This window comes from Caulobacter segnis, assembly GCF_019931575.1.
GTDB lineage: Bacteria > Pseudomonadota > Alphaproteobacteria > Caulobacterales > Caulobacteraceae > Caulobacter > Caulobacter segnis_C.
Genome location: NZ_CP082923.1, coordinates 930172 through 952621, shown reverse-complemented (window position 1 = coordinate 952621; position 22450 = coordinate 930172). Strand labels below are relative to the sequence as shown.

The window sequence follows — 22450 nt, the reverse complement described above, 5'->3', positions numbered from 1 at the left end:
CGGGAAATGGCGTCCGCCCTGAAAGCAGGCTCCACCACGGTGTCGCAGCGCGGGGCGTTAGCTCACGCCCCCTCCTCGTCGACATAGATCACCACCGGCTTGCCGCGCGACAGCGGCTCCCAGCCGGCTTCGATGGCCGAGGCGATGGCCTTGGCGACGACGCGCACGGGGATCTGCGAGGGTTTCAGGGGCGGGGCGCTGAACTTGGGGCGAGGGCCGGGCGGGAACTCGATCAGCGCCTCGCGCTGGCCTTCCTTGTGGCGCGCAGCGATCACCTTGCCGTGCCGCTCGGACGGGTCGTACGACCATTGCGGCAGGCGGTGCAGGCGCCAGACATAGGGGTTTTCGTCGACCTCGATGTCGAACTCGACGGTGAGCTTGGTGGTTTTGGCCATGCGGGGGAATACCCCGATGTGAGCGCGAGAAAAAGGCTCCCTCCTCCCCTTGCGGGAGAAGGTGTCGGCCGAAGCGGACGGATGAGGGGTCGCGCGGCGTCGCCGAGAAACCCCTCACCCGGCCCTGCGGGCCACCCTCTCCCGCAAGGGGAGAGGGATTACCTTACTGAAGCGTCGCCTTGCCGAACGACAGCTGACCGTCCTCGACCCCGACGGCGATGACGCCGCCGTCCTCGATCTCGCCGGCCAGCAGCTTGCGGGCGATCGGGTCGACCAGCTCCTTCTGGATCACGCGCTTCAAGGGGCGCGCGCCATAGACCGGGTCGTAGCCCTTGTCGGCGATCCAGTTCAGCGCCTCGGCGTCGATCGACAGCGTCATGCGACGGTCGGTCAGCAGCTTCTCGACCCGCTGCAGCTGGATCTTGACGATGTCGCCCATGTGCGCGCGCGACAGGCGCTTGAACAGGATGATCTCGTCGATCCGGTTGAGGAACTCGGGGCGGAAGTGGCCGCGCACCATGTTCATCACCATCGGCCGGACGGCGTCCACGTCCTCGCCCTCCTCCTGGTTGGCCAGGAACTCGGCGCCAAGGTTGCTGGTCATAATGATCAGCGTGTTGCGGAAGTCGACCGTGCGCCCCTGGCCGTCGGTTAGGCGACCATCGTCCAGCACCTGCAGCAGCACGTTGAAGACGTCCGGGTGGGCCTTCTCGATCTCGTCGAACAGCACCACCTGGTACGGACGCCGGCGGACGGCTTCCGTCAGCGCCCCGCCCTCGTCGTAGCCGACATAGCCGGGAGGCGCGCCGATCAGGCGGCTGACCGAGTGCTTTTCCATGTACTCGGACATGTCCATCCGGGTGATGGCGTGCTCGTCGGCGAACAGGAACTCGGCCAGGCTCTTGGTCAGCTCGGTCTTGCCCACGCCCGTCGGGCCCAGGAACAGGAACGAGCCGATCGGCTTGGACGGATCCTGCAGGCCGGCCCGCGCGCGGCGGACGGCGTCGGACACGGCGGCCAGCGCCTCGTCCTGGCCGACCACGCGACCACGCAGCTCGTCCTCCATCTTGAGCAGCTTCTCGCGCTCGCCTTCCAGCATCTTCTCGACCGGCACCCCGGTCCAGCGGCTGACCACGGCGGCGATCTGCTCGGCGTCGACGACTTCCGGCGTGAGCGCCTGGGCGTCCCCCTGCTCGGCGTCGGCCAGGCGCTTTTCGAGCGCCGGGATCTCGCCGTACTGGATCTGGCCGGCGCGGGCGAAGTCGCCGGCGCGCTGGGCGTTGGCGAGGTCGGCGCGCAGGCGGTCGAGGGCTTCACGGGCTTGCGCCGCGCCGCCGACCTTCTCCTTCTCGGCCTTCCACTTGGCGGTCATCTCGTCGCTGCGGAACTGCAGGTCGTCGACCTCGACTTCGAGGTTTTCCAGGCGCTGCCTCGAGGCCGCGTCGGTTTCCTTCGAGAGGGCCTCGCGCTCGATCTTCAGCTGCACCAGGCGACGGTCGATCTCGTCCAGCTCTTCGGGCTTGCTGTCGATCGCCATGCGCACGCGGCTGGAGGCCTCGTCGACCAGGTCGATCGCCTTGTCCGGCAGGAAGCGGTCGGCGATGTAGCGGTTGGAGAGCGTCGCGGCGGCCACGATGGCGCTGTCGCTGATGCGCACCCCGTGGTGGACCTCGTACTTCTCCTTCAGGCCGCGCAGGATCGAGATGGTGTCCTCGACCGTCGGCTCCTGCACGAACACCGGCTGGAAGCGACGGGCCAGGGCCGCGTCCTTCTCGACGTGCTTGCGGTACTCGTCCAGCGTGGTGGCGCCGACGCAGTGCAGCTCGCCGCGCGCCAGGGCGGGTTTCAGCAGGTTGGAGGCGTCCATCGCCCCGTCGCTCTTGCCGGCCCCGACCAGGGTGTGCATCTCGTCGATGAACAGGATGATCGAGCCCTCGGCGGCGGTGACCTCGCCCAGGACCGCCTTCAGGCGCTCCTCGAACTCGCCGCGGTACTTCGCGCCGGCGATCAGGCTGCCCATGTCCAGCGACAGCAGCTTCTTGTCCTTCAGGCTTTCGGGCACGTCGCCGTTGACGATGCGAATGGCCAAGCCCTCGACGATGGCGGTCTTGCCGACGCCGGGCTCGCCGATCAGCACGGGGTTGTTCTTGGTGCGACGCGACAGGACCTGGATGGTGCGGCGGATCTCCTCGTCGCGGCCGATCACGGGATCCAGCTTGCCGTCGCGGGCGGCGGCCGTCAGGTCGCGGGCGTAGCGCTTGAGCGCCTCGTAGCCTTCCTCGGCGTTGGGGTTGTCGGCGGTGCGGCCCTTGCGGATGGCGTTGGCGGCGGCCTCCAGGCTCTGGGCCAAGACGCCGGCTTCCTTGAACAGCTTGCCCGCGTCGCCGCCCTCCTTGGCGATGGCGATCAGCAGGCGCTCGGTCGTCACGAAGGCGTCGCCGGCCGCCTTGGCGGCCTTCTCGGCCTCGGCGAAGACGCGGGCGGTGTCAGGCTTCATGTAGAGCTGGCCGCCGGCGCCGTCGACGCGCGGTGTCTTGGCCAGCAGGGTCTCGACGCCGCCGTCCAGCTGGTCGGGGCGGCCGCCGGCGCTCTGGATCAGGGCGCGGGAAAGACCGTCCTTCTCCTCGAGCAGGACCTTGAGGATGTGTTCCGGCGCGAATTGCTGATGGCCTCGCGCGAGGGCCAGGCTCTGGGCCGACTGGATCGCCTGTTTGGCGCGGTCCGAATAGAGATCGATGTTCATGGTGTCCCCTTCCTAGGCGGATCGGAACGCGTCGCCTTGATCAAGCACAACGCCTTCCGATGGGGCATTTAGGTGTGGCGGATCAGCCACACAAGGCCTACCAGCCCCGGCTGGCCAGATATCGTTCCAGCTCGGAAATCCGCACGGCGTCCGAGGGGTGGGTCGAGCCCAGTTCGTCGCCGCCGGACTTGCCGCCCTGGGCCTCGTCCAGGGCCTGCATGCTCTTCCAAAGCGTCACCGCCTCGCGCGGGCGATAGCCGGCGCGGGCCATGAAGTCGACGCCCAGCTTGTCGGCCTCCAGCTCCTGCTTGCGCGAGAACGGCAGCAGCACGCCGTACTTGGCCGCGTCGTCGCCATGGTCCTTCAGGAGCTTGCCAAGATCGGTGCTCCCGGCCGCCGCCCCGGCGATGCCCAGCAGGATGCGCGAGGTGGTCTGCTGCGAGACACGCTCGGCGGCGTGGTGGGCGACGACATGGCCGGCCTCATGGCCGATCACGGCGGCCAGCTGGTCGTCGTTCTGCACCAAGGCCAGCAGGCCCACCGTCACCCCGACATGGCCGCCGGGCAGCACGAAGGCGTTGGGAGCCTCGTCCAGGAACACCGCGTAGTCCCACGGCCGGTTGGCCAGGCCCGCCGCCGCGATCACCCGCTGGCCGACGGCCTGCACTCGGGCGTTCTTGCGCGGCTCCTTGGAGACATAGCTCTGGCGCAGCGTATCGGCCCAGGCCTTCTCGCCGTCGCGGGCCAGGCTGTCATCGTTGACGATCAACAGCTGGTCGCGGCCCAGGTCGGCGTTGTAGGCGCAGCCCGACACCATGCAGGCGGCGGCCAGGAGCAGCGGCAGGGTGAGGCGGCGGAGGATGGCCATGACGCTCGGCTATGTTTCAAACGCGACACAAGCCTTATCGACGGCCGGCGTGACGGACGCAACCGCCCCATCCCGCCCTTACCCATTTGTCATCCGCTCAGCGGCGCAGTTCCAGGATGTCCAGCTTCGACTCCTGACGGGGCCACGGCAGGGCCAGGCGGTAGCGGCCCGCGCCGATCCGCTCGAACACCCCGACCTGGTCGCGCTCGGCGTCGCGGCCGTAGCGGGCCCGCCCCTCGCCGGTCCCCCAAGCCACCGCGCCCAGGAACACCAGCCGCCGCGCGGCCTCGGGATAGAGATTGCCGGCCTGGCGTTGCGAGCCGGTGGTCTTCTCCAGGACCAGGTCGCCGCCCGGCGTCAGCGTCACCCGGCAGCGGAACCAGCCATAGGCGACGTACGAAGGCCCGGACCCGGGGGAGCCCAGCTTGATCGTCCGGCAGCGATAGGCGCCCGGGGTCGGCTGCGGCCGGGCCAGGGCGACGCGCGGATCGACCAGCGGCCCCAGGGCTCGCAGCGCCCGCCCGTGGCCCTCGCCTCGCGCCTGCGACAGCGCCGCGTCCCAGGCCTCGTCCAGCCGCTCCAGCCGGCGGATGTCGTTGCGGCGGGCGTCGGCGCGCCAGTCGCCCGAGGCGGCGAGCGCCGGACCAGCGGCGAGCAGGGAAAGGACGACGGCGACGGCGGCGCGCATGGGCGGCTCCTGGGGGTTGAGGTCAGGAGTTAACGCGGGGTTGGCGGCCGAAGTTCGACTAACGGCACCCCCGCCGTCGCAGCCCGTCCATCGCCTCGGCGAGCTTTCCGCCCAGGACCCGCTGGCCGGCCGTGGTCAGGTGCAGGGTGTCGGCCTTCAGCGGCAGGCCCTGGGCCGGGACCATGGCCACGCAGGCGGGCGTCGGGCCGGCCTGGACCGCCTGGATCGCCGCCCAGCATGGATAGGTGCGCGGCGCGCTGACCTCGGGCGACGGCGGGTCGGCCAGCTGGACCAGCACCAGCGGCAGGCGCGGGGCCTTCAGGTCGCTCCGAAACCGGCCGACCAAGGCCTCGAAGCCTTCACGCCAGCCGGCGGCCGAGTCCGGGCGGCCCGCGTCGCTTTCGCCCTGGTACCAGAGGATCCCCTTCACGCGACCGCCGACCTCGCGGACCCGCGCCAGGCAGGAGCCATAGAGGGTGTCGCGGGCCTCGCTCGGCGTCCATTGGCCGATGGACGAGCCGCCCTTGGCGCACGGGACCAGCAGGATCGGCCGGCCGTTCAGCCCGCGCAGGGTCCGGGCGAAGAACAGCCCCGGCCCGACCGCCGCCTGGACGTCGGTCGAGACCGCGTCGACCTGGCTCGCCGGGTCGTCCAGCGGATCCAGGGCCGGCCGGGTCACGCCATCGTTGCCGTAGAGCTGGATGGCCGGGTCGGCGAGGCGCTCTTCGGGCGTCAGCTCCTCCAGCAGTCCTCGGCCCGACATGTTGGACTGGCCGGTCAGCAGATAGACGTCCGGCCTTTTCGCGGCGACGGCGGTCGTGGCCGCCAGGGGCGTGATCAGGGCGGCGACGCAGGCGGCCAGCAGGAGGCGGCGCATCCTAGCGGCCCTTGGCCGGCGCCAGGATCGACAGCGGGATCGCCGCCGCCATGGCGCGATAGCCGGCCGGGGACGGGTGCAGCAGGTCGCCGCTGTCGTACTCGGCCTTCAGGCGCGAGGGATCGGCCGGGTCGCGCGTGGCGGCGTCGAAATCGACCACCGCGTCGAAGGCGCCCGAGGTCCGGATCCAGGCGTTGACGGCCTGGCGGTCGGCGTCGGCGTCCGCGTCGGAGCGGTAGGTCTTGGTCCCGCCGAACGGCAGGATGGTCGCCCCGACCACCCGGATCCCCAGGCCGTGGGCGCGCTCGATCACCTGGCGATAGCCGGCCTTCAGCCCCTCGACCACCACCTGACGGCCCTCTGGGGTCACCGGCCCCTCGCGCGACAGCATGCCGATGTCGTTGACGCCGATCAGCACGATCAGGGTGGCGACGCCGGGCTGACTGAGGACATCGCGGTCCAGCCGCGCCAGGCCGCTGGGGCTGGAGCCGTCCTTCAACAGGCGGTTGGCCCCGATGCCGGCGTTGATGACCGACAGCCCCCGCGTCCGGGGATCGGCCTGCAGCCGCTCGGCCAGGACGTCGGGCCAGCGCTCGTAGCGGTTCACGCCCGCCCCGCTGCCGTCGGTGATCGAGTCGCCGAACGTCGCCACCGCCGAGACCTTGGCGTTGTCGACCTCTATCCCGGCCAGTTGCAGCCACATCAGGGTGGTCGCCGCGCCCGGCAGGTCGGCGGCGTCGGCCGCCGCGCCGGCGGCCAGATAGGTGGTGGTGCGGGCCGAGCGGTGCTGGGTCGACAGGCCCGGCGCCTCGGGCAGGACCAGGCTGACGGCCAGGCGGTCCAGGGCCTTCACCGGCAGGGCGATGGGATCCGAGAGCCAGACCGCGCCGGGCGGGATGATCACGCTCTCGCGGCCGTCGAACGTGGCCTTGCGGTCGCTGCCGGCGACGATGGCGGCGCTCTCCGGCGCGGCCGACAGGGCGACGTGGGCGGCGTCGATCCGCAGCGGCGTGGTCCCGAAGGCGTTGGAGAGACGCAGCCGCACGCGCGGCCCGCCGGCGGTCAGGCGCGCCACCTCGCGGATCGTGAAAGGGCCTTGCGGAAACGGCGGCGGCTTGTCGGCGTCGGCGGAGACCAGGCCGGTCGACCAGGCGCTGACCCAGGGCGACAGGCGTTCGGCCAGGCTGGGCGTCGCGCTGGCCAGCAGCAAGGCGCCCGCCAGCGCCAGCATCGTCCGCTTCATGATGTCTCCCCGACCTGTTTGGCGGGGACCTTAGCGCGTCGAGACGCGCGGGAAATTCCACAAATCGGACGGAGCGCCCAGGATGTGAAAGTCCTCTACCCCAGCCGCTCGATCACCCGCGCCAGTTGGCGAGGGTCGATGGGCTTGGACAGGATGGGCGCGTCGCGCAGGTCGGGGCGCACCCCCTGGTCGCCGTAGCCGGTGACGAAGGCGAACGGCACCCCGCGCCGGCGCAGGATCTCGGCGGTCTCGAACGAGGTCTGGCCGTCGCCCAGATTGACGTCGAGCAGGGCGAAGTCGAAGGCCTCCCCTTCGGCGGCCCGGGCGGCCTCGCGGGCCGAGGCGGCGGGCCCCACGACCTTGCAGCCCAGGTCGCCCAGCAGGTCCTCGACCAGCATGGCGACGAACAGCTCGTCCTCGACGACCAGAATTCGCAGCGGCTCAGGCCGCGCCGCGGATGAAGCGGTTCGACTGGCCGGTCCGAGCGAGCTCCGCGTCGATCTCGCAAACGACCCCCCCTGGCGGATAGTCGAGGCGGACCTCACCGCCAAGTTCCCGCGCCAGGCCGCCGGTGATGAGACGGGTGCCGAAGCCCTGGCGTGTCGGCGCGCTGACAGACGGCCCATTGGTTTCCTCCCACCTCAATTGTAGCCGCTCGCCGGACTCTTCGCGCTCGCGACGCCAAGTCAGCAACACCTGGCCGTCCGCGTTGGACAGCGCGCCATACTTGGCCGCGTTGGTCATCAGTTCGTGCAGCGCCATCGACAGCGCCAGGGTCGCCTTGGGCGCCAGGCGTACGGCCGGGCCGTCCAGCACGAAGCGCCCGGCGTCGCCGTGGGCGGACACCACCGAGCCGACAATGTCGGCCAGCTCGGCGCCGTCCCAGCTTTCGCGGGTCAAGATGTCGTGGCCGCGCGCCAGGGCCAGCAGCCGGGTGGTCAGGGAATCACGGGCGTCGCCCAGGTCGGTCGCGTTGCGCAGGGTCTGGCCGGCCACCGACTGCACCGTGGCCAGGGTGTTCTTCACCCGGTGATTCAGCTCGTTGATCATCAGCCGCTGCAGCTCCTCGGCGCGGCGGCGATCGGTGACGTCGCGCATCACGCCAGTGAAGAAGCGCTTGCCCCCGTCCCACCACTCGGCGATCGACAGCTCCAGCGGAAAGGTCGTCCCGTCGCTGCGCAGGCCGCTGACCTCGCGCCCGATGCCGATGATCCGGCGCTCGCCGGTCTCGCGATAGCGCGCCAGATAACCGTCGTGCTCGCCGTGATACGGCTCTGGCATCAGGCGGTTGACGTTCTGGCCAACCATCTCCCCGGCCATGTAGCCGAACAGGCGCTCGGCGGCGGGGTTGAAGGCCGAGATTCGGCCCCGTTCGTCGATCACCACGATGGCGTCGACCGCGGTGTCAACGATGGCGCGATAACGCGCGTCGACGGCGGCCGCCTTGGCCCCGCGACGTGTATCCGACGCTTTTGCACCAGGGGTAAGCTTACCCGCTCCGGCCATTGACGGCTCCGCCCTGTCGAGAACCCGACCCTATCGCCGAAGTTGTCGCCTATCTAGCAATACTAGCTATGCCTTATGATTTGAGGCCTTGGCGGTTTGTCGCACCGTAACGGCGTTCTCGGAGCGCCCTCGCCGCCGATGGAAAACAAAAAGGGGAGCCGCTTTCGCGACTCCCCTTCGAAAGGTCGATGGTCGGAGGATCAGGCGTCCTCGGACTCCGAACCGGCCGGAGCGCCCTCGCCCGCCTCGAAGCTGCGCGGGGCGCGGCGGCGGCGGGGCTTCTTGGCCTCCTCGCCGCCTTCGGCCGCGGGGGCCTCGGCGGCCGGAGCGGCCTCGGGCGCGGCCCGCCCGGTCTTGCGACCGAGGAAGGCCGGGGCGTGGCTGACGTCGCCGTCCTGGCCGCGCAGCAGCGGCGAGCCTTCACCCGCCGGGGCGTCGCTGGACGACGGCAGGGGCGAGGCTTCCGGCTCGATCACGGCCAGCGGATCGCGCTCGCCGCGCGGCTGCCAGTCGCGATCACGGTCGCGGTTGCGATTGCGGTCGCGGCGACGGCTTTCGCGCTCGCCGCTCTCGCCTTGCGGCTGCTCGCCCTCGGCGGCGGACGGACGGTCGTCGCGGGGACGGTCGTCGCGATCACGGAAGCGGTCCTCACGAGGACGGTCGTCACGCGGGCGATCGTCGCGGGGACGATCATCCCTAGGCCGATCGTCACGCGGGCGGTCGTCACGCGGGCGATCGTCACGGGGCCGATCATCACGAGGACGGTCGTCGCGGTCGCGCCAGCGGTCGCGGCGGCCTTCGCCGTCACGGTTGCGGTCGTCGCGATTGCGGTCACGGTCGCGGCCGTCGCGGTTGCGGTCACGGCTCTCGAAGCGGTCACGGCGCTGTTCGCCGCCTTCGCCGCCCTCGCCGCCTTCGCCCTGGCCCTCGGCCTGAGCCGGGGTCTCGACGACCTCGGGCTCTTCCGGCGGCTCGGCCTCGAAGTCGATCTCGTAGGCGGCGTAGACGTCCTTGCCGACGATGTCGGACACCGGACGATTCGGCTGGATGGCGCGCAGGACGCGGAAATAGTGCTCCGCATGCTGCAGGTAGTTCTCGGCCAGCACGCGGTCGCCGGACGACGAGGCGTCGCGGGCCAGCTGCTGGTACTTCTCATAGACGCTCTGGGCCGCGCCGCGCACCTTCACGCCCTCAGGGCCGTTCGAGTCGAAGGCGCGATTGGCGTTGTGCTGCTGAGGCTTGCCGCCGTTGCCGCCGCGATTGTTGCGGCCGCGCTGGCGCTTCATGCCTTTGAAATCTCTCATGTTCTCTTCTGAACCTGTCCGGAGGTCAGTCTTATGCTGGCGCGTCCGGCCTTGCTGGTCTCTGGGCGGGTCGAACCCTGGGGAGTTTTCAGAGACACTGGTTTCCGTAGAGCCCCCGCCCTGCTCTTTGCGGCGCGGCGACCGGCGGACCGGGCGCGCCTGCCAGGGGAGCATCGCATTCGTCCGACACCGAAGGCGTCAACGACGTCTGCTTTTCCCGTCACCTGGCGATCTGGAAGGGGACATGACTCGTCTAACGGTTCACGCCCCGGTTTCCAAGGGATTTTTCACCCCGACCACAACGCGGTCGTGCGTCGACAGGTCCTTGACCGTCCGAACCTCCCGCGCGCCGGCGGCCTTGAACAGCGCCTCGACGTCCTTGGACTGGTCGTGGCCGATCTCGACGGCGAACATGCCGCCGGGCTTCAGCACCCGCAGGATCTCCGGCGCCAGCAGGCGGTAGGCGTCCAGGCCGTCGGTCCCACCGTCCAGGGCCAGGCGCGGCTCGTGGTCGCGAACCTCCGGCTCCAGGGTGTCGATCACCGCCGTCGGAATGTAGGGCGGGTTGGAGACCACCAGGTCGAAGCCCGCGTCGCCCAGCCCCGCCGTCCAGTCGCCGTGCATCAGCGCCGCGCGCGTGTTGAGGTCCAGGTTGGCGGCGTTGTCGCGCGCCACGGCCAAGGCCTCGCTGGAAGCATCCACGCCCAGGCCCTTGGCGGCCGGACGCTCGGCCAGCACCGCCAGCAGGATCGTGCCCGAGCCCACGCCCAGGTCCAGCATCGAGAACGGCATCTGCTCGGGGAAGGCCTTCAGCACCTCGTCGACGATGACCTCGGTCTCGGGACGCGGGGTCAGGACGTCCTTGTTCACCTGCAGCAGGATCTTCCAGAAGCCCTTGCGCCCGATGATGTGGCTGACCGGCTCGCGCTTGGCCCGGCGGGCCAGATATTCCTCGAGCGTCGCGATCTGCGCCTCGGTGAGTTCGCGATAGGGATCGGTGACGATCTCGGTGCGGGTGACATTGGCGGCCACCTCCAGCATCAGGCGCGCATCGATCGACGGCTGATCGATGCCGGCGTCCTTCAGACGATCCTTGGCGGCGGTCCAGGCTTTGACGAGGGTCAGGGTCATGACGGGGGATTTAGCGCTTTGAGGTTCCGGAGGCGAGATTGAATGAGGTACCAGTTTTTGGTACTTTTGGGGACGACCGGAGCTGGCCATGACCAAGAACACGTCCATCGTGCTCAGCGAGCATTTTCAGTCCTTCATCGCCGAGCAGGTCGAAGACGGCCGATACGGTTCCGCGAGCGAAGTTGTACGCGCCGGATTGCGGCTTCTGGAAGATCGCGAAACGCGGTTGGCGCGGTTGCGCGCCGCCCTTCTTGAAGGCGAGCAAAGCGGCGTGGCCGAGGAGTTCGATCTTGACGCCTTCATCGCCGATAAAGCTAGAGAGGAAGGCCTCGAAGAGTGAGCGCCTATCGGCTCACGCCTCGCGCGCAACGTGATTTCGACGAGATCTGGATCTATTCGAAAGCCACATGGGGCGGGCGGCGAGCACTGGCCTATTTGCGGGAAATTCGAGCGACGATCGCGCTGGTCGCCGCAAATCCCGACCTCAGCCCTTTCGACGAAGATCTTCCGAGTGGCTATCGAAGACGCTCAACCGGCTCGCATTTCATTTTCCACCGGCGACAAGACGACTTCATCGAGATTGTACGCGTGCTGCACCAGAATATGGACATAGACAGCCATCTCTCCTGACGTTCACCCCACAGCCACCCCATCCCCCTCGCCCACCCGGCCACTGCCCGTCACGTTCAGATAGATCCCGCAGAACATATGGCCGTAGGTGTCGAACAGCGCCTTGACCAGCTCGACGTCGCGCTCGGCGGTCGTCGGGTCGACGTGGGTGGCGGCGCAGCGGACGATGGGTTTCAGGACCTCGGCGGTCGCGGCCCCGATGGTCAGGGTGCGGCCGGTCCAGTCGTTCTCGACCCAGGCCGGCCAGCCCTCGACATAGAGATTGGCGCGGAAGCGCAGCGGATCAAGGTGCATGCCCAGGCGCTGGCCAAGGTCGCGGACGCTGGCCAGGTTGACGATCGAGACATAGCCGGACTTGCTGTCCATGAACCGGTGCGCGCCCGGTCCCTCGATCACCCGCAGCGGCCCGGTGATCTCGCCGGCCAGCAGGTCGGCCAGCCAAGCCTCCAGCCCCGCCCGCCCCGCGTCGGTCGCGAGGTCGCCGGCGAAGTCGGGCCGCCCCTCGGCCCGGGCGCTGAACACGCCGGTGGCCTCGTCATAGGCCGTGCGGGCCTTGGCGACGGCGGGGATCTTGGCCAGCACCGTGAACTTCATCTTCGAGATGTGGCCCGGCGCGGCGGGATCGAAGCCGCTGGGCCCGTCCTCGACCGCGTAGAGCCGGTCGCACGGGAAACAGGCCCCCGCCTCCAGCGTGGCGGCGGCGATCCGCTCGGGCGTGAAGCCCTTGACCGGGTGGCGGTAGATCGAAGCGATGCGGGCGTCCATAACGCGGAAGATCAGGGCCGACTCGCTCCATGGCAAGGCTTGGCGGGAACGGAGCGGAACCGGCGGGGTTTCCATGGCCTGGAGGGCGTTCCATGACCGACGCTTCGCCGCGTCCGATCCTGTCCTGGCTGAAGTCGCGTCCGTACCACCTGGCGCCCTGGATCGTGCTGCTGGCCCTGACGCCGTTCGCCCTTCCCCGGAAGCCGACCGAGGAACACATCGACGCGCCGCCGGGCCTGTCGGAGGACCGCGCCATGCCGCCGGCCGAGTTCGACCAGGCCGAGCCGCGCCGGGGCCGCGCCGCCCGCCATCCCGGCCACATCCCCCTGCTCGGCTGGCGCGACATCCTGTGGCGCACCTGGCGCGAGATCAGTGTCGACCGCCTGCCGGCTGTGGCCGGGGGCGTGACCTTCTACACCCTTCTGGCCCTGTTCCCGGCCATTGGCGCGTTCGTCTCGATGTACGGCCTGTTCGCCGACGTGCGGACCGTCGAGGAGCAACTGCGCGGCATGCGCGGCGTCTTCCCGCCCAGCGTGGTCCAGATCGTCGGCGAGCAGATGCTGCGGCTGGCCAGCCAGGGCCAGGCCAAGCTGGGGCTGGCCTTCGCCTTCTCCCTGCTGCTGTCGATCTGGAGCGCCAACGCCAGCATGCGCGCCCTCTTCGACGGGCTGAACATCGCCTATGACGAGGACGAGAAGCGCCACCTCGTGCCGCGCACCCTGCTCAGCTACCTCTTCACCTTCTGCGCCCTGCTGTACGCGGCGGTGGCCTCGGGGGTGCTGATCGTCACCCCTCTGCTGCTGGAGGCCGCGCGACTGTCGGCCCTGGACGCGATCGTCGCGCCGCTGCGCTGGCTGCTGGTGATGGCCATGACCGCCGGGGCCTTCGCCGTGCTCTACCGCTTCGCCCCCAGCCGCGCCCAGGCCCGCTGGCGCTGGGTGTGGATCGGGGCCGGCGCGGCCTCGGCCGGATGGCTGGTCGGCTCGCTGGGCTTCTCGGTCTATGTCAACCGCATCGCCCACTACGACGCTACCTACGGCCCGCTGGGGGCGGTGATCGCCTTCATGGTCTGGGTGTGGTTCTCGATCATGGCCATCCTGGTCGGGGCCGAGCTGAACGCCGAGATCGAGCACCAGACCGCCGTCGACTCCACCACCGGCCCCGAGCGCCCGATGGGCGCGCGCGGCGCGGCCATGGCCGATACGGTCGGCTTGGCCTTCCATCCCTGGGAGATGATCAAGCGCGAGGCCGGCGGCGTGAAGCGCATGGCCGGCGGAGCCTGGAAGAAGGTGCGAGGGCGCTAGACTCTAGACCGCCGGCGCGCCCTTCGGCTGGATCCGCGACGGCTTCACCGCCCGCAGCGCGAACTTGAAGGTCTCGCCGTCGTCCTGGGTGAACGGCATGTCGAAGTCGGCCTGGTAGACCGCGCGATAGTCGGTCAGCGAGGTGATCCCGACCTGGGCGTACTGCGGCTGCTGCAGGAAGATCAGGCTCTCGGGCTGGATCACCCGCGTATGGCCCGGATCGCCCCACACCCAGCGCGAGGCCATCGACGGGCAGGTGGCGCACAGCAGGCCGCCGGGCTTGAGGATGCGCCAGAACTCGCTGAACTGCTTGAAGAAGAACCGCCAGTCGCCCTGCTGGCCCGTGTGTTCCAGCACCTCGTAGGCGTGGACCTCGTCGAAATGGTCATCCGGGAACGGATAGGGGATGTCGTTGAGGTCGTGGATGACGTCGGCCCCGGCGTGCGGGTCGATGTCCAGGGTGGTGAGATCCTTCCACGCCCAGTCGGACAGGTCGCCCACCCGCTTGTCGCGACTGTTGCCGCAGCCGATCAGAAGCTCCGGCATCATTTCCCCCAAATATCGTCCCAGCCAGAACCGGAGGCTAAGCGATTCTCGCAAGGCTTGGCTTGCGCCGATCCGCGTGGCTAGAAGGAGGCATGCTGATCGCCCCCGCCCAAGACCACGAACTGGCCGCCCTGGCCGTCCTCGTCAACTCGGCCTATCGCGGCGAGCTGGCCCAGAAGGGCTGGACCAGCGAGAGCTATCTGCTGGGCGGCCAGCGCACCGACGAGGCGTCCCTGCGGGCCGACCTGGCGGACAATCCGGGCTCGGCCCTGCTGACCCTGCGCGACGCCGAGGACGCCGCGCCGCACGCCTGCGTGTGGGTCCAGCCCTCGGAAGCGGACGCCTGGTATGTCGGCATGGTCACCGTCTCGCCCCTGCGCCAGGCCGGCGGCATCGGCCGGACCATGCTGGAGGCCGCCGAGGCCTACGCCCGCGAGCGCGGCGGCAAGACCCTGGAGATGACCGTCATCTCGGTGCGCGACACCCTGATCGCCTGGTACCAGCGGCGCGGCTACCACCTGACCGGCGCCACCGAGCCCTTCCCCTACGGCGACGAACGCTTCGGCGTCCCCCAGCGCGACGACCTGCATTTCGTGATCCTGGAAAAGGCGCTGTAGGGGCGCTATCGTCCCGGGACACGCCGCTTTCGGCGAGGATCCCCCTACATGCGACGCTACATCCTGACCGGCGCCCCGGGCGCTGGGAAAACCGTGCTGCTGCGCGCCCTGGAGTGCGCGGGCCACGCCGTGGTCGAGGAGGCCGCGACCGACGTCATCGCCTTGGCGCAAGGACAGGGCGTCGCCGAGCCCTGGACCGATCCGGGCTTCATCGACGCCGTCGTCGCCCTGCAGAAGCAGCGCGAGGCGCGGGCCGTTGGAGATCCCGTCTTCTTCGACCGCTCGCCGATCTGCGCCCTGGCCCTGGCGCGGTTCCTGGGTCACCCGGTCTCGCCCCCGCTGCACGCCGAGCTGGCGCGGATCGCGGCCGAGGGCGTCTACCAGCGGCGTGTGTTCCTGGTGCGGAGCCTGGGCTTCGTGACGCCCACCGCCGCGCGGCGGATCAGTCTGGACGACGCCCTCGCCTTCGAGCGCGTGCATGAAGCGGCCTATGCCGAGTTCGGCTACGACCTGGTCTCGGTGCCGCCGGGGTCGGTGGCGGATCGGGTAAAGGCGGTGCTGGGGGCGCTCTAGATCATCGCCAGCGACCGCTCGCCGACCTCGCTGGACAACGCGCCGGCGACGATTTCCAGCCCGCGCCGCAGGGTCTCGCGGTCGGGGACGGCGCCCAGGCAGACGCGGACGCCGCATTCGTGGCCGGGCTCGACGACCGGAGCCGACGGCGGGGTGACCTCGGCGCCGCCGCGCAGAGCCCGGCCCGCCAGGCGCTCGGCCTCCAGCTCGCTCATCGGCAGCCAGACGTGCGGCGCCAGGTCCGAGCGCGGGGTCTCGATCGCCACGCCCAGCAGCTGGCGGGCCATGACCAGGCGGGCGGCGGCCTCCTCGCGCACCTCGGCCAGGATGGTGTCGGCGGTGCCGTCCTCGATCCACTGGGTGGCGATCAGCCCGCCGAAGGCCGGCGGCGCGTAGGTCGTCACCCGCACCGCGTCCAGCACCCGCTCGAACTGGTCCGGCGCCGGGGCGACCACGAAGCCGGCCCGCAGCCCCGGGGCCAGGGTCTTGGAAACGCCGGAGACGTGGAAGGTCCGCTCGGGCGCCAGCATGGCGAACGGCGGCGGGGCGTCCTGGGCGTAGGCGCCGTAGATGTCGTCCTCGACCAGGGTCAGGTCGTGCTTGCGGGCGATGGCGACGATAGCGTCGCGGCGCGAGCGGCTCATGATCCGGCCGGTGGGGTTCTGCAGGGTCGGCAGCACGGCCAGAACCCGCGCGCCGGTGGCGATGATCGCTTCCTCGAGCGCGTCGGGGCGCAGCCCCTCGGCGTCCATCGGCAGGCCCCGGACCCGCCAGCCGCTGTGCAGGGCAAGGGACTTGAGGCCGTGATAGGCCAGGGCCTCGGTCAGCAGGACGTCGCCCGGCCGCAGCAGCGCTCCCAGGGCCAGGGACAGCCCCTGCTGGGCCCCGCCGCAGCAGATCAGCCGCCGCCAGTCGACGCTCTCGTAACTGCTGGTTCGCGCCAGCCAGGCCGCTCCGGCCCGCCGCTGCGACTCGTGGCCCATCGGCGGGGCGTAGGCCAGGTGCTCCAGCAGGTCGGGCCGCCGGCGCACCCGCGACAGCGCTTCGGCGATGCGGGTCCCGGCCGGCGACGACAGTGCGATGTTCTGGGCCAGGTTGATCGGCCCGTCGCGCTCGGAGACGCGGTGGGCGGTCGGGGCGTTGACGAAGCTGCCCCGGCCGACATGGGCGCTGACCAGCCCGGCCTTCTCGGCCTCGACATAGGCCCGCGTCACCGTCCCGAGGCCCACGCCCAGGCGATAAGCCAGGTCGCGCTGCGGCGGCAGGCGCACGCCGGCGGTCAGCACGCCAGAGCTGATATCGGCGCGCAGCACCGACACCAGCCGCTCGTACAACGGGGCGTCGCCGTCGGGAATGACGGGCGTCCAGGTCGCGGTCACGCCGATGTCTCCTTTATTGTCACGATGACAATATGCAATTTGACTCGCGATACAATGGAAATCATCACGGTGACACCTCGGCCGCCCACACCGAGACAAGGAGACGACAAGGAGACCGACATGACCCCTGAATTGCTGCTGGCCTACGTCCTGTTCTGCTTCGCCACGGCCGGTACGCCCGGCCCGAACAACATGATGCTGCTCGCATCTGGGGCGAACTTCGGCTTCCGCCGGACGGTGCTGCACATCCTGGGGATCAGCTGCGGCCTGGGCTTCATGGTGCTGGCCATGGGTCTTGGCCTGGGTGGGGTGTTCCGCGCCTATCCGGTGCTGCACGAGATCCTGCGCTGGGTCGGCGGGGCCTACATGCTGTGGCTGGCCTGGAAGATCGGCACGTCCAGCTCGGTCAGCGACAAGGCCCTGGGCAAGCCGATGACCTTCGTCCAGGCGGCCGCGTTCCAGTGGGTCAATCCCAAGGCCTGGGCCATGGCGCTGGGCGCGGTGACGACCTACGCGCCGGAAGGCTCGGGCTGGACCATCGTGCCGCTGCTGGCCGGAACCTTCATGCTGGTCGGCGCGCCGTGCAGCGCCGCCTGGGCCGGCTTCGGCCAGGGCCTGCGGCCGTTCCTGGACAGGCCGGCGGTGCTGCGGACCTTCAATGTCACCATGGCGCTGCTGCTGGTGGTCTCGCTGTACCCGCTGCTCGTCGACCACAAGCCAGGCTCGCCCCCGGCCCAGGCGCCGCGCGAAGTGGCGATCGAGGCCCCGCCCCTGCCGGTGATGCGCTCGCACGGCTAGGGCTCTGTTGATCTCCTCCCCCTAACGGGGAGGAGGGCGTGTGTTGATCTCCTCCCCCTCTGGGGGACCGGCGAACGCCGGTGGAGGGGGCTTTGGGGCGCTGAACGTCAGAACCGCTTGCGCGGCCCCCCTCCGTCTCGCTGCGTATCCGCATCGATCCACCTCCCCCTAATGGGGAGGAGAGGCGCGGACCCTAAGCCGCCGTCTTCACCCGTTCCGGACCGATGCCCAGGAAGTCGCGCTTGCCCAGGGGGACGCCCTGGTTGCGGAGGATGTCGTAGGCGGTGACGACGTGGAACTGGAAGTTGGGGATCACGAACTCCAGCAGGTAGTCCAGACCGGTGAAGCCCAGGGTGATCGACGGGCCGGCCGGGACGGTGATCTCGCGGCTCTCGGCGCCCTCGAAGGCCGAGGCCGGGACGCTCTGGACATAGGCCAGGGTCTTGGCGATGCGTTCGCGCAGCTGGGCGATGGTGGTCTCGTCGTCGGCGAAGCTGGGCGCGTCGACGCCGGCCAGGCGGGCCACGGCGCCCTTGGCGGTGTCGGAGGCGCGCTGGATCTGGCCGGACAGCGGCAGCATGTCCTCGAACAGACGCGCGGCGACATAGGCGTCCGGATCGGTCCCGGCGGCGGCGGCGTGGTCCTTGGCCTTGTCGAGCAGGGCCGACAGCGTGTTGAGGCCGCGCGCAATGCTGGTCACGGCGACGTGCTGGATGGAGACGGACATGGGAGCTTCCTCGCTGGGCTGGACCCCTCCGGTCCGGCCGCCCAGCGCAGTTAGCCACGCTTATGAGCGTTTTCAATAAAGACTGATGACAATTCCTGTCAGCAGTCCGTTCCCGCGCGCGATCAGGCCTCGACGGGGACCCGGATGCGGCCGCCGCCGGCCACCAGGGCGTCGATGCGGTCGGCCGGGGTCGGCGGGCTGAACAGGAAGCCCTGGGCCTGGCCGCAGCCGATCTCGCGCAGCTGCCTGTGCTGCTGGTTGGTCTCGACGCCCTCGGCGATCACCGACAGGCTCAGCGCCTTGGCCAGGCGCACGATGGCCGCGACCACCGCCCCGGCCTCCTCGTCCTCGCCCAGCGGGGTGATGAAGCTGCGGTCGATCTTGATCTTGTCGATCGGATAGCGCCGCAGATAGCTCAGCGAGCTGTAGCCGGTGCCGAAGTCGTCCAGGGCCAGCGAGAAGCCCATGGCCCGCAGACGAGCGATCGCCCGGTGCGTGGTCTCGTCGTCGCCCAGCAGGGCGCCCTCGGTGATCTCCAGCTCGATGCCCTTGGCCCGGGCCCCGGTCTCGACCAGCAGGGCCGCGACCTGATCGGGGAAGTCGGCCTGCTTCATCTGCAGGGCCGAGACGTTGACGGCCACCTTCAGCCCTTTCCAGCGGCGGCTGTCGGTGAAGGCGCGGCGCATGACCATGCGGCCCAGCTCGTCGATCAGGCCGCAGTCCTCGGCCAGGGGCACGAAGGCCGAGGGCGAGATCGGGCCCTTCACGGGATGGGTCCAGCGGGCCAGGGCCTCGACCCCGACCACCCGGCCGTTGGCGTCGACCTGCGGCTGGTAGGCCAGCCAGACGCCGCCGTCGCCGAGGGCGGCGCGCAGGTCGGCCTCCAGCCCGCGCCGAGCCTTCAGCGCCGCGTCCATCTCGGCCTCGAAGAAACAGTAGCGACCGCGGCCCTCCTCCTTGGCGCGGTACATGGCGACGTCCGCGCGGCGGGCGGCCTCGACGGCGCCGACATGGCCCTCGGCGCGGTCGATCAGGGCCACGCCGACCGAGCCGCCGACGAACACCGCCCCGCACGACAGCTCGACGGGCGCGCTCATGGCCTGGACCAGCCGCTCGGCCAGGGCGGCCGCGCCTTTGGGCTCGAGGTCGACGGCCACGACGGCGAATTCGTCACCGCCCAGCCTCGCCACGGTCTCGCCGGCCCGGCACAGGGTCTGCAGCCGCTTGGCCATCGCCTGGATCAGCTCGTCCCCGGCCGCGTGGCCGTGCGTGTCGTTGACCGCCTTGAAGCGGTCGAGGTCGATGGCCAGCACGGCCATGGCCTGGCGACGGCGCGACAGGCCGTCGACCGCCTGGCGCAGGCGCTCCTCGAACAGCACGCGGTTGGGCAGGCCCGTGAGGGCGTCATGCACGGCCATGTGCTTGGCCCGCGCCTCGCTGGCGATCAGACCCTCGGCGATCTTGCGGCTGCGGCGGGCGAAGACGATCACCGCCACGCCCAGGCCGCCAACCACCAGCAGGATCGGCAGGATCGCCTTGCGCAGCAGGCGCTGACCCGGATGCGGCGGCTGCCAGTCCAGGGTGGCCACGATCTGGCCGTTCAGGTTGCGCAGGCCCAGATGGGCGTCGTCGGCCTGGGCGGTGGCGTCGCCCGAATGCAGGTGGACGCCGGGCAGCAGGAAGCGGCTGGCGAAGCCGTCCAGGAAGGCCGCGTCCAGCTTCAGCGCCGTCAGCACCACCGGCGCGCGCGCGTGGCGGATCAGGGCCTTGCCGAAGTCGGACTGCACCAGGCTGGCGGTGACCAGATAGGCGTCGCCGTCGAGGCGCTCGACCGCGCTGACCTGGATGGGCCGCGAGACCATGTCGCCGTCCGGGCGCGGCCCGGTTGGGCGCGGAGTGGTGGCCTCGCGCTGGCGCAGGCGGTCCAGGATCGGCCCGAAGAAGGTCGGAGCGTGGCGGTCGTACCAGGCGCTGGACACCGGCTGGCCCAGGCGCTCGTTGAACACCGGACGGCCGGCGTGGTCCAGCACGACGATCTGGTCGAACCCGGCCTGGCCCACCAGGTAGGCGCCAATGTTCTCGCGCGCCCAGCTTGGATCGTACCGGTGGTCCAGATGCTCGACCGCCTCGTCCCAGCCGACCTCCGACCAGATGGTCCGCTCGATGTCGACGACCTTGGCCTGCATGCCGCGCGCGACCAGGGCCTGCTCGTGCTCCAGGGCGTCGCGGTCGACGCGGGCGGCGGACATGAACAGCACCACGACCAGCAGGCCGACGGTCAGCATGGCCATTCCCGCGAGAGGGGCCGACAGACGGGTCTCGATGCGCTTCATCTTCGCGAAAGGGGCCCGCGGGTTCGCTCCAAGGAGGCCGGACACTGCGCAGACAATGGCTAAGCTGCGCCTAACGCGCGTTCGCACATGCCCCGAACTGGGTTTCGACCCATCCATTCCCTTCGCCCTCGAAAGGTTCTAGAGAAACCGCCCCATCCCTCCAGCCGTGCGACCAGCTCCCTTGCGACTGCCCCAGGCCCGCCTCGACCAGGTTCTCGACCGCTTCCGCGAAGTGGAGGCCCGCATGGGCGCCGCGACGGACGGGACCGAGATCGTCAAGCTCTCCAAGGAGCACGCCGAACTGAAGCCGGTGGCCGAGGCCGTCGAGCGCCTGGCCAAGCTCTCCGCCGAGCGCGCCGAGCTGGACGCCATGGCCGCCGATCCCGAGATGGCCGACATGGTCCGCGACGAGATCCAGGCCCTGGACGAGAAGCTCCCCGCCCTGGAGCACGACCTGGCCCTGATGCTGGCCCCCAAGGACAAGGACGAGAACGCCTCGGCCATCCTGGAAGTGCGGGCCGGCACGGGCGGCGACGAGGCGGCCCTGTTCGCCGGCGACCTGTTCCGCATGTACCAGCGCTACGCCACCCTGCAGGGCTGGCGCGTCGAGATAGACAGCATCTCGGAAGGCGAGATGGGCGGCTACAAGGAAATCGTCGCCTCGATCACCGGCGACGGCGTGTTCGGCCGTCTGAAGTTCGAGAGCGGCGTGCACCGCGTGCAGCGCGTGCCGGCCACCGAGGCGCAAGGCCGCATCCACACCTCGGCCGCCACGGTCGCCGTCCTGCCGGAAGCCGAGGACGTCGAAATCGACATCAAGGAAAGCGACCTGCGGATCGACACCTATCGCTCGTCGGGCGCGGGCGGCCAGCACGTCAACAAGACCGACTCGGCCGTGCGCATCACCCACTTGCCGACCGGCGTGGTGGTGACCTCCTCGGAAAAGTCGCAGCACCAGAACCGCGCCCGGGCCATGAAGAACCTGAAGGCGCGCCTGTACGACATGCAGCGCGAGGCCCTGGACAGCGCCCGCTCCGAGGCCCGCAAGAGCCAGGTCGGCAGCGGCGACCGCTCCGAGCGCATCCGCACCTACAACTTCCCGCAGGGCCGGGTCACCGATCACCGCATCAACCTGACCCTCTACAATCTGTCGCGGATCATCGAGGGCGACGCCCTGGACGACGTGATCAACCCGCTGATCGCCGAGGACCAGGCCGAGCGCCTGGCCAGCCTGGAAGAGAGCTTCGGCTGAGCCATGGCCTTCACCCGCACCTATGACGAGGGCGAGCCCCAGCGGGTCAACAAGTGGCTGGCCCAGAGCGGCGTGTGCTCGCGGCGCGAAGCCGAACAGCTGATCTCCGACGGCCTGGTCTCGATCGACGGCGAAGTGGTCGAGGACGTCGGCCGCAAGATCCTGCCCGGCCAGACCCTGGTGCTGGCCGATCGCGCCACGGCCAAGCTGGACGCGGCCACGACCTACATGATCCACAAGCCGGCTGGCGTGGTCTCGGCCCAGCCGGATCCCGGCCAGGTTCCGGCCGCCCGCCTGCTGACCCGCCAGAACATCTGGGGCGGCGTCCCCGCGCCGATCCCGCAATCGGGCGACCTGCTGCCGCCGATCGGCCGGCTGGACAAGGACTCGCGCGGCCTCCTGCTGCTGTCCCAGGACGGCGTGGTGGCCAAGGCGGTGATCGGCCCGCAGTCGGACCTGGAAAAGGAATACCGCGTCGCGGTGATGGGCGAGCTGACCGAGGCGAAGATCGAGCTGCTGCGCTTTGGCCTGGAGCTGGACGGTCGCGAGCTGCGCCCGGCCGAGGTCGAGGTCATCTCGGATCAGCGCCTGCGCATCGTGCTGCGCGAGGGCCGCAACCGCCAGATCCGCCGGATGTGCGAGTTGGTCGAGCTGAAGGTCGTCGACCTGTTCCGCGTCCGCATCGGCCCGCTGACCCTGGGCGAGATGCCCGAGGGCCGCTGGCGACCGCTGACCAGCGCCGAACGAGCGGCGCTGATCAGCGGGTAGCGA

The 22450-nt window shown here is 70.2% G+C and carries 23 protein-coding genes and 1 pseudogene; 8 read left to right on the top strand and 16 right to left on the bottom strand.

Features of this window, described 5'->3' with window-relative positions; all coding sequences use genetic code 11:
- Positions 1-62: 62 nt before the first annotated feature.
- From K8940_RS04510 to prmC, 11 genes and pseudogenes are all read right to left on the bottom strand, one after another.
- Positions 63-395: a hypothetical protein gene (locus K8940_RS04510; protein WP_223393333.1), complete on the bottom strand. Its 333-nt coding sequence runs from the start codon at positions 393-395 to the stop codon at positions 63-65.
- A gap of 163 nt (positions 396-558) precedes the next feature.
- Positions 559-3138 (bottom strand): ATP-dependent chaperone ClpB, encoded by a 2580-nt coding sequence (gene clpB, locus K8940_RS04505; protein ID WP_223393332.1) that lies wholly within the window; start codon positions 3136-3138, stop codon positions 559-561.
- A gap of 97 nt (positions 3139-3235) precedes the next feature.
- Positions 3236-4006: a M48 family metallopeptidase gene (locus tag K8940_RS04500; RefSeq protein WP_223393331.1), complete on the bottom strand. Its 771-nt coding sequence runs from the start codon at positions 4004-4006 to the stop codon at positions 3236-3238.
- A gap of 97 nt (positions 4007-4103) precedes the next feature.
- A complete protein-coding gene (locus tag K8940_RS04495) occupies positions 4104-4694 on the bottom strand; it encodes a DUF4893 domain-containing protein (RefSeq protein ID WP_223393330.1) in 591 nt (196 codons plus the stop codon).
- A 58-nt stretch (positions 4695-4752) separates the two neighbouring features.
- Positions 4753-5571, bottom strand: a complete 819-nt coding sequence (locus tag K8940_RS04490) for a sialate O-acetylesterase (protein ID WP_223393329.1) — start codon at positions 5569-5571, stop codon at positions 4753-4755.
- Between the two features lies 1 nt (position 5572).
- Positions 5573-6814, bottom strand: coding sequence for an SGNH/GDSL hydrolase family protein (locus tag K8940_RS04485; protein WP_223393328.1), 1242 nt, complete (start codon positions 6812-6814; stop codon positions 5573-5575).
- Positions 6815-6909: 95 nt separating this feature from the next.
- Positions 6910-7245, bottom strand: a complete 336-nt coding sequence (locus tag K8940_RS04480) for a response regulator (protein ID WP_223395766.1) — start codon at positions 7243-7245, stop codon at positions 6910-6912.
- A gap of 10 nt (positions 7246-7255) precedes the next feature.
- A complete protein-coding gene (locus tag K8940_RS04475) occupies positions 7256-8320 on the bottom strand; it encodes a sensor histidine kinase (protein ID WP_223393327.1) in 1065 nt (354 codons plus the stop codon).
- Between the two features lie 200 nt (positions 8321-8520).
- Complete coding sequence (locus K8940_RS04470; protein WP_223393326.1) at positions 8521-9624, bottom strand: DUF4167 domain-containing protein; 1104 nt, start codon at positions 9622-9624, stop codon at positions 8521-8523.
- Positions 9621-9848 (bottom strand): annotated as a pseudogene (locus tag K8940_RS04465) (hypothetical protein). The gene K8940_RS04470 and the pseudogene K8940_RS04465 overlap by 4 nt, the downstream one beginning before the upstream one ends.
- A 37-nt stretch (positions 9849-9885) precedes the next feature.
- The gene (prmC, locus tag K8940_RS04460) at positions 9886-10755 is read right to left on the bottom strand and encodes a peptide chain release factor N(5)-glutamine methyltransferase (protein WP_223393325.1); all 870 of its coding nucleotides are present in this window, start codon (positions 10753-10755) and stop codon (positions 9886-9888) included.
- Positions 10756-10843: 88 nt separating this feature from the next.
- On the opposite strand from prmC, the gene K8940_RS04455 reads away from it, so the two are divergent.
- Together K8940_RS04455 and K8940_RS04450 are read left to right on the top strand one after the other, a co-directional pair.
- A complete protein-coding gene (locus tag K8940_RS04455; RefSeq protein WP_223393324.1) occupies positions 10844-11095 on the top strand; it encodes a type II toxin-antitoxin system ParD family antitoxin in 252 nt (83 codons plus the stop codon).
- Positions 11092-11385 (top strand): type II toxin-antitoxin system RelE/ParE family toxin, encoded by a 294-nt coding sequence (locus K8940_RS04450; protein WP_223393323.1) that lies wholly within the window; start codon positions 11092-11094, stop codon positions 11383-11385. The genes K8940_RS04455 and K8940_RS04450 overlap by 4 nt, the downstream gene beginning before the upstream one ends.
- Positions 11386-11388: 3 nt before the next feature.
- On the opposite strand, the gene K8940_RS04445 is transcribed toward K8940_RS04450, so the two are convergent.
- The gene (locus K8940_RS04445; protein ID WP_223393322.1) at positions 11389-12150 is read right to left on the bottom strand and encodes an MOSC domain-containing protein; all 762 of its coding nucleotides are present in this window, start codon (positions 12148-12150) and stop codon (positions 11389-11391) included.
- A gap of 92 nt (positions 12151-12242) precedes the next feature.
- On the opposite strand from K8940_RS04445, the gene K8940_RS04440 reads away from it, so the two are divergent.
- On the top strand, positions 12243-13454 hold the full coding sequence (locus K8940_RS04440; RefSeq protein WP_223393321.1) for a YihY/virulence factor BrkB family protein: 1212 nt from the start codon (positions 12243-12245) through the stop codon (positions 13452-13454).
- A gap of 3 nt (positions 13455-13457) precedes the next feature.
- Here the strand turns inward: K8940_RS04440 and K8940_RS04435 are convergent, their stop codons facing one another.
- Positions 13458-14000: a methyltransferase domain-containing protein gene (locus K8940_RS04435; protein WP_223393320.1), complete on the bottom strand. Its 543-nt coding sequence runs from the start codon at positions 13998-14000 to the stop codon at positions 13458-13460.
- Between the two features lie 92 nt (positions 14001-14092).
- Between K8940_RS04435 and K8940_RS04430 the strand changes: the two genes are divergently transcribed.
- A complete protein-coding gene (locus K8940_RS04430; protein WP_223393319.1) occupies positions 14093-14617 on the top strand; it encodes a GNAT family N-acetyltransferase in 525 nt (174 codons plus the stop codon).
- 48 nt (positions 14618-14665) lie between these two features.
- A complete protein-coding gene (locus tag K8940_RS04425) occupies positions 14666-15190 on the top strand; it encodes an AAA family ATPase (RefSeq protein WP_317847022.1) in 525 nt (174 codons plus the stop codon).
- Here the strand turns inward: K8940_RS04425 and K8940_RS04420 are convergent.
- A complete protein-coding gene (locus K8940_RS04420; protein ID WP_223393318.1) occupies positions 15187-16569 on the bottom strand; it encodes a PLP-dependent aminotransferase family protein in 1383 nt (460 codons plus the stop codon). The genes K8940_RS04425 and K8940_RS04420 overlap by 4 nt on opposite strands.
- A gap of 120 nt (positions 16570-16689) precedes the next feature.
- Between K8940_RS04420 and K8940_RS04415 the strand changes: the two genes are divergently transcribed.
- On the top strand, positions 16690-17367 hold the full coding sequence (locus K8940_RS04415; RefSeq protein WP_223393317.1) for a LysE family translocator: 678 nt from the start codon (positions 16690-16692) through the stop codon (positions 17365-17367).
- Positions 17368-17560: 193 nt separating this feature from the next.
- On the opposite strand, the gene K8940_RS04410 is transcribed toward K8940_RS04415, so the two are convergent.
- Entirely contained in the window at positions 17561-18094 is a 534-nt protein-coding gene (locus K8940_RS04410) for a DUF1993 family protein (RefSeq protein ID WP_223393316.1), read from the bottom strand.
- 122 nt (positions 18095-18216) lie between these two features.
- Positions 18217-20427, bottom strand: coding sequence for a putative bifunctional diguanylate cyclase/phosphodiesterase (locus K8940_RS04405; RefSeq protein WP_223393315.1), 2211 nt, complete (start codon positions 20425-20427; stop codon positions 18217-18219).
- Positions 20428-20608: 181 nt separating this feature from the next.
- Between K8940_RS04405 and prfA the strand changes: the two genes are divergently transcribed.
- Both prfA and K8940_RS04395 read left to right on the top strand, forming a co-directional pair.
- Positions 20609-21679, top strand: coding sequence for a peptide chain release factor 1 (prfA, locus tag K8940_RS04400; RefSeq protein WP_223393314.1), 1071 nt, complete (start codon positions 20609-20611; stop codon positions 21677-21679).
- A gap of 3 nt (positions 21680-21682) precedes the next feature.
- Complete coding sequence (locus tag K8940_RS04395; protein ID WP_223393313.1) at positions 21683-22447, top strand: pseudouridine synthase; 765 nt, start codon at positions 21683-21685, stop codon at positions 22445-22447.
- Positions 22448-22450: the final 3 nt, after the last annotated feature.

Excerpts from the sequence above, each read along its gene's own strand:
- K8940_RS04510 (WP_223393333.1), bottom strand. The coding sequence starts at position 395 with ATGGCCAAAACCACCAAGCTCACCGTCGAGTTCGACATCGAGGTCGAC.
- clpB (WP_223393332.1), bottom strand. The coding sequence starts at position 3,138 with ATGAACATCGATCTCTATTCGGACCGCGCCAAACAGGCGATCCAGTCG.
- K8940_RS04500 (WP_223393331.1), bottom strand. The coding sequence starts at position 4,006 with ATGGCCATCCTCCGCCGCCTCACCCTGCCGCTGCTCCTGGCCGCCGCC.
- K8940_RS04495 (WP_223393330.1), bottom strand. The coding sequence starts at position 4,694 with ATGCGCGCCGCCGTCGCCGTCGTCCTTTCCCTGCTCGCCGCTGGTCCG.
- K8940_RS04490 (WP_223393329.1), bottom strand. The coding sequence starts at position 5,571 with ATGCGCCGCCTCCTGCTGGCCGCCTGCGTCGCCGCCCTGATCACGCCC.
- K8940_RS04485 (WP_223393328.1), bottom strand. The coding sequence starts at position 6,814 with ATGAAGCGGACGATGCTGGCGCTGGCGGGCGCCTTGCTGCTGGCCAGC.
- K8940_RS04475 (WP_223393327.1), bottom strand. The coding sequence starts at position 8,320 with ATGGCCGGAGCGGGTAAGCTTACCCCTGGTGCAAAAGCGTCGGATACA.
- K8940_RS04470 (WP_223393326.1), bottom strand. The coding sequence starts at position 9,624 with ATGAGAGATTTCAAAGGCATGAAGCGCCAGCGCGGCCGCAACAATCGC.
- prmC (WP_223393325.1), bottom strand. The coding sequence starts at position 10,755 with ATGACCCTGACCCTCGTCAAAGCCTGGACCGCCGCCAAGGATCGTCTG.
- K8940_RS04455 (WP_223393324.1), top strand. The coding sequence starts at position 10,844 with ATGACCAAGAACACGTCCATCGTGCTCAGCGAGCATTTTCAGTCCTTC.
- K8940_RS04445 (WP_223393322.1), bottom strand. The coding sequence starts at position 12,150 with ATGGACGCCCGCATCGCTTCGATCTACCGCCACCCGGTCAAGGGCTTC.
- K8940_RS04440 (WP_223393321.1), top strand. The coding sequence starts at position 12,243 with ATGACCGACGCTTCGCCGCGTCCGATCCTGTCCTGGCTGAAGTCGCGT.
- K8940_RS04435 (WP_223393320.1), bottom strand. The coding sequence starts at position 14,000 with ATGCCGGAGCTTCTGATCGGCTGCGGCAACAGTCGCGACAAGCGGGTG.
- K8940_RS04430 (WP_223393319.1), top strand. The coding sequence starts at position 14,093 with ATGCTGATCGCCCCCGCCCAAGACCACGAACTGGCCGCCCTGGCCGTC.
- K8940_RS04425 (WP_317847022.1), top strand. The coding sequence starts at position 14,666 with ATGCGACGCTACATCCTGACCGGCGCCCCGGGCGCTGGGAAAACCGTG.
- K8940_RS04415 (WP_223393317.1), top strand. The coding sequence starts at position 16,690 with ATGACCCCTGAATTGCTGCTGGCCTACGTCCTGTTCTGCTTCGCCACG.
- K8940_RS04410 (WP_223393316.1), bottom strand. The coding sequence starts at position 18,094 with ATGTCCGTCTCCATCCAGCACGTCGCCGTGACCAGCATTGCGCGCGGC.
- K8940_RS04405 (WP_223393315.1), bottom strand. The coding sequence starts at position 20,427 with ATGAAGCGCATCGAGACCCGTCTGTCGGCCCCTCTCGCGGGAATGGCC.
- K8940_RS04395 (WP_223393313.1), top strand. The coding sequence starts at position 21,683 with ATGGCCTTCACCCGCACCTATGACGAGGGCGAGCCCCAGCGGGTCAAC.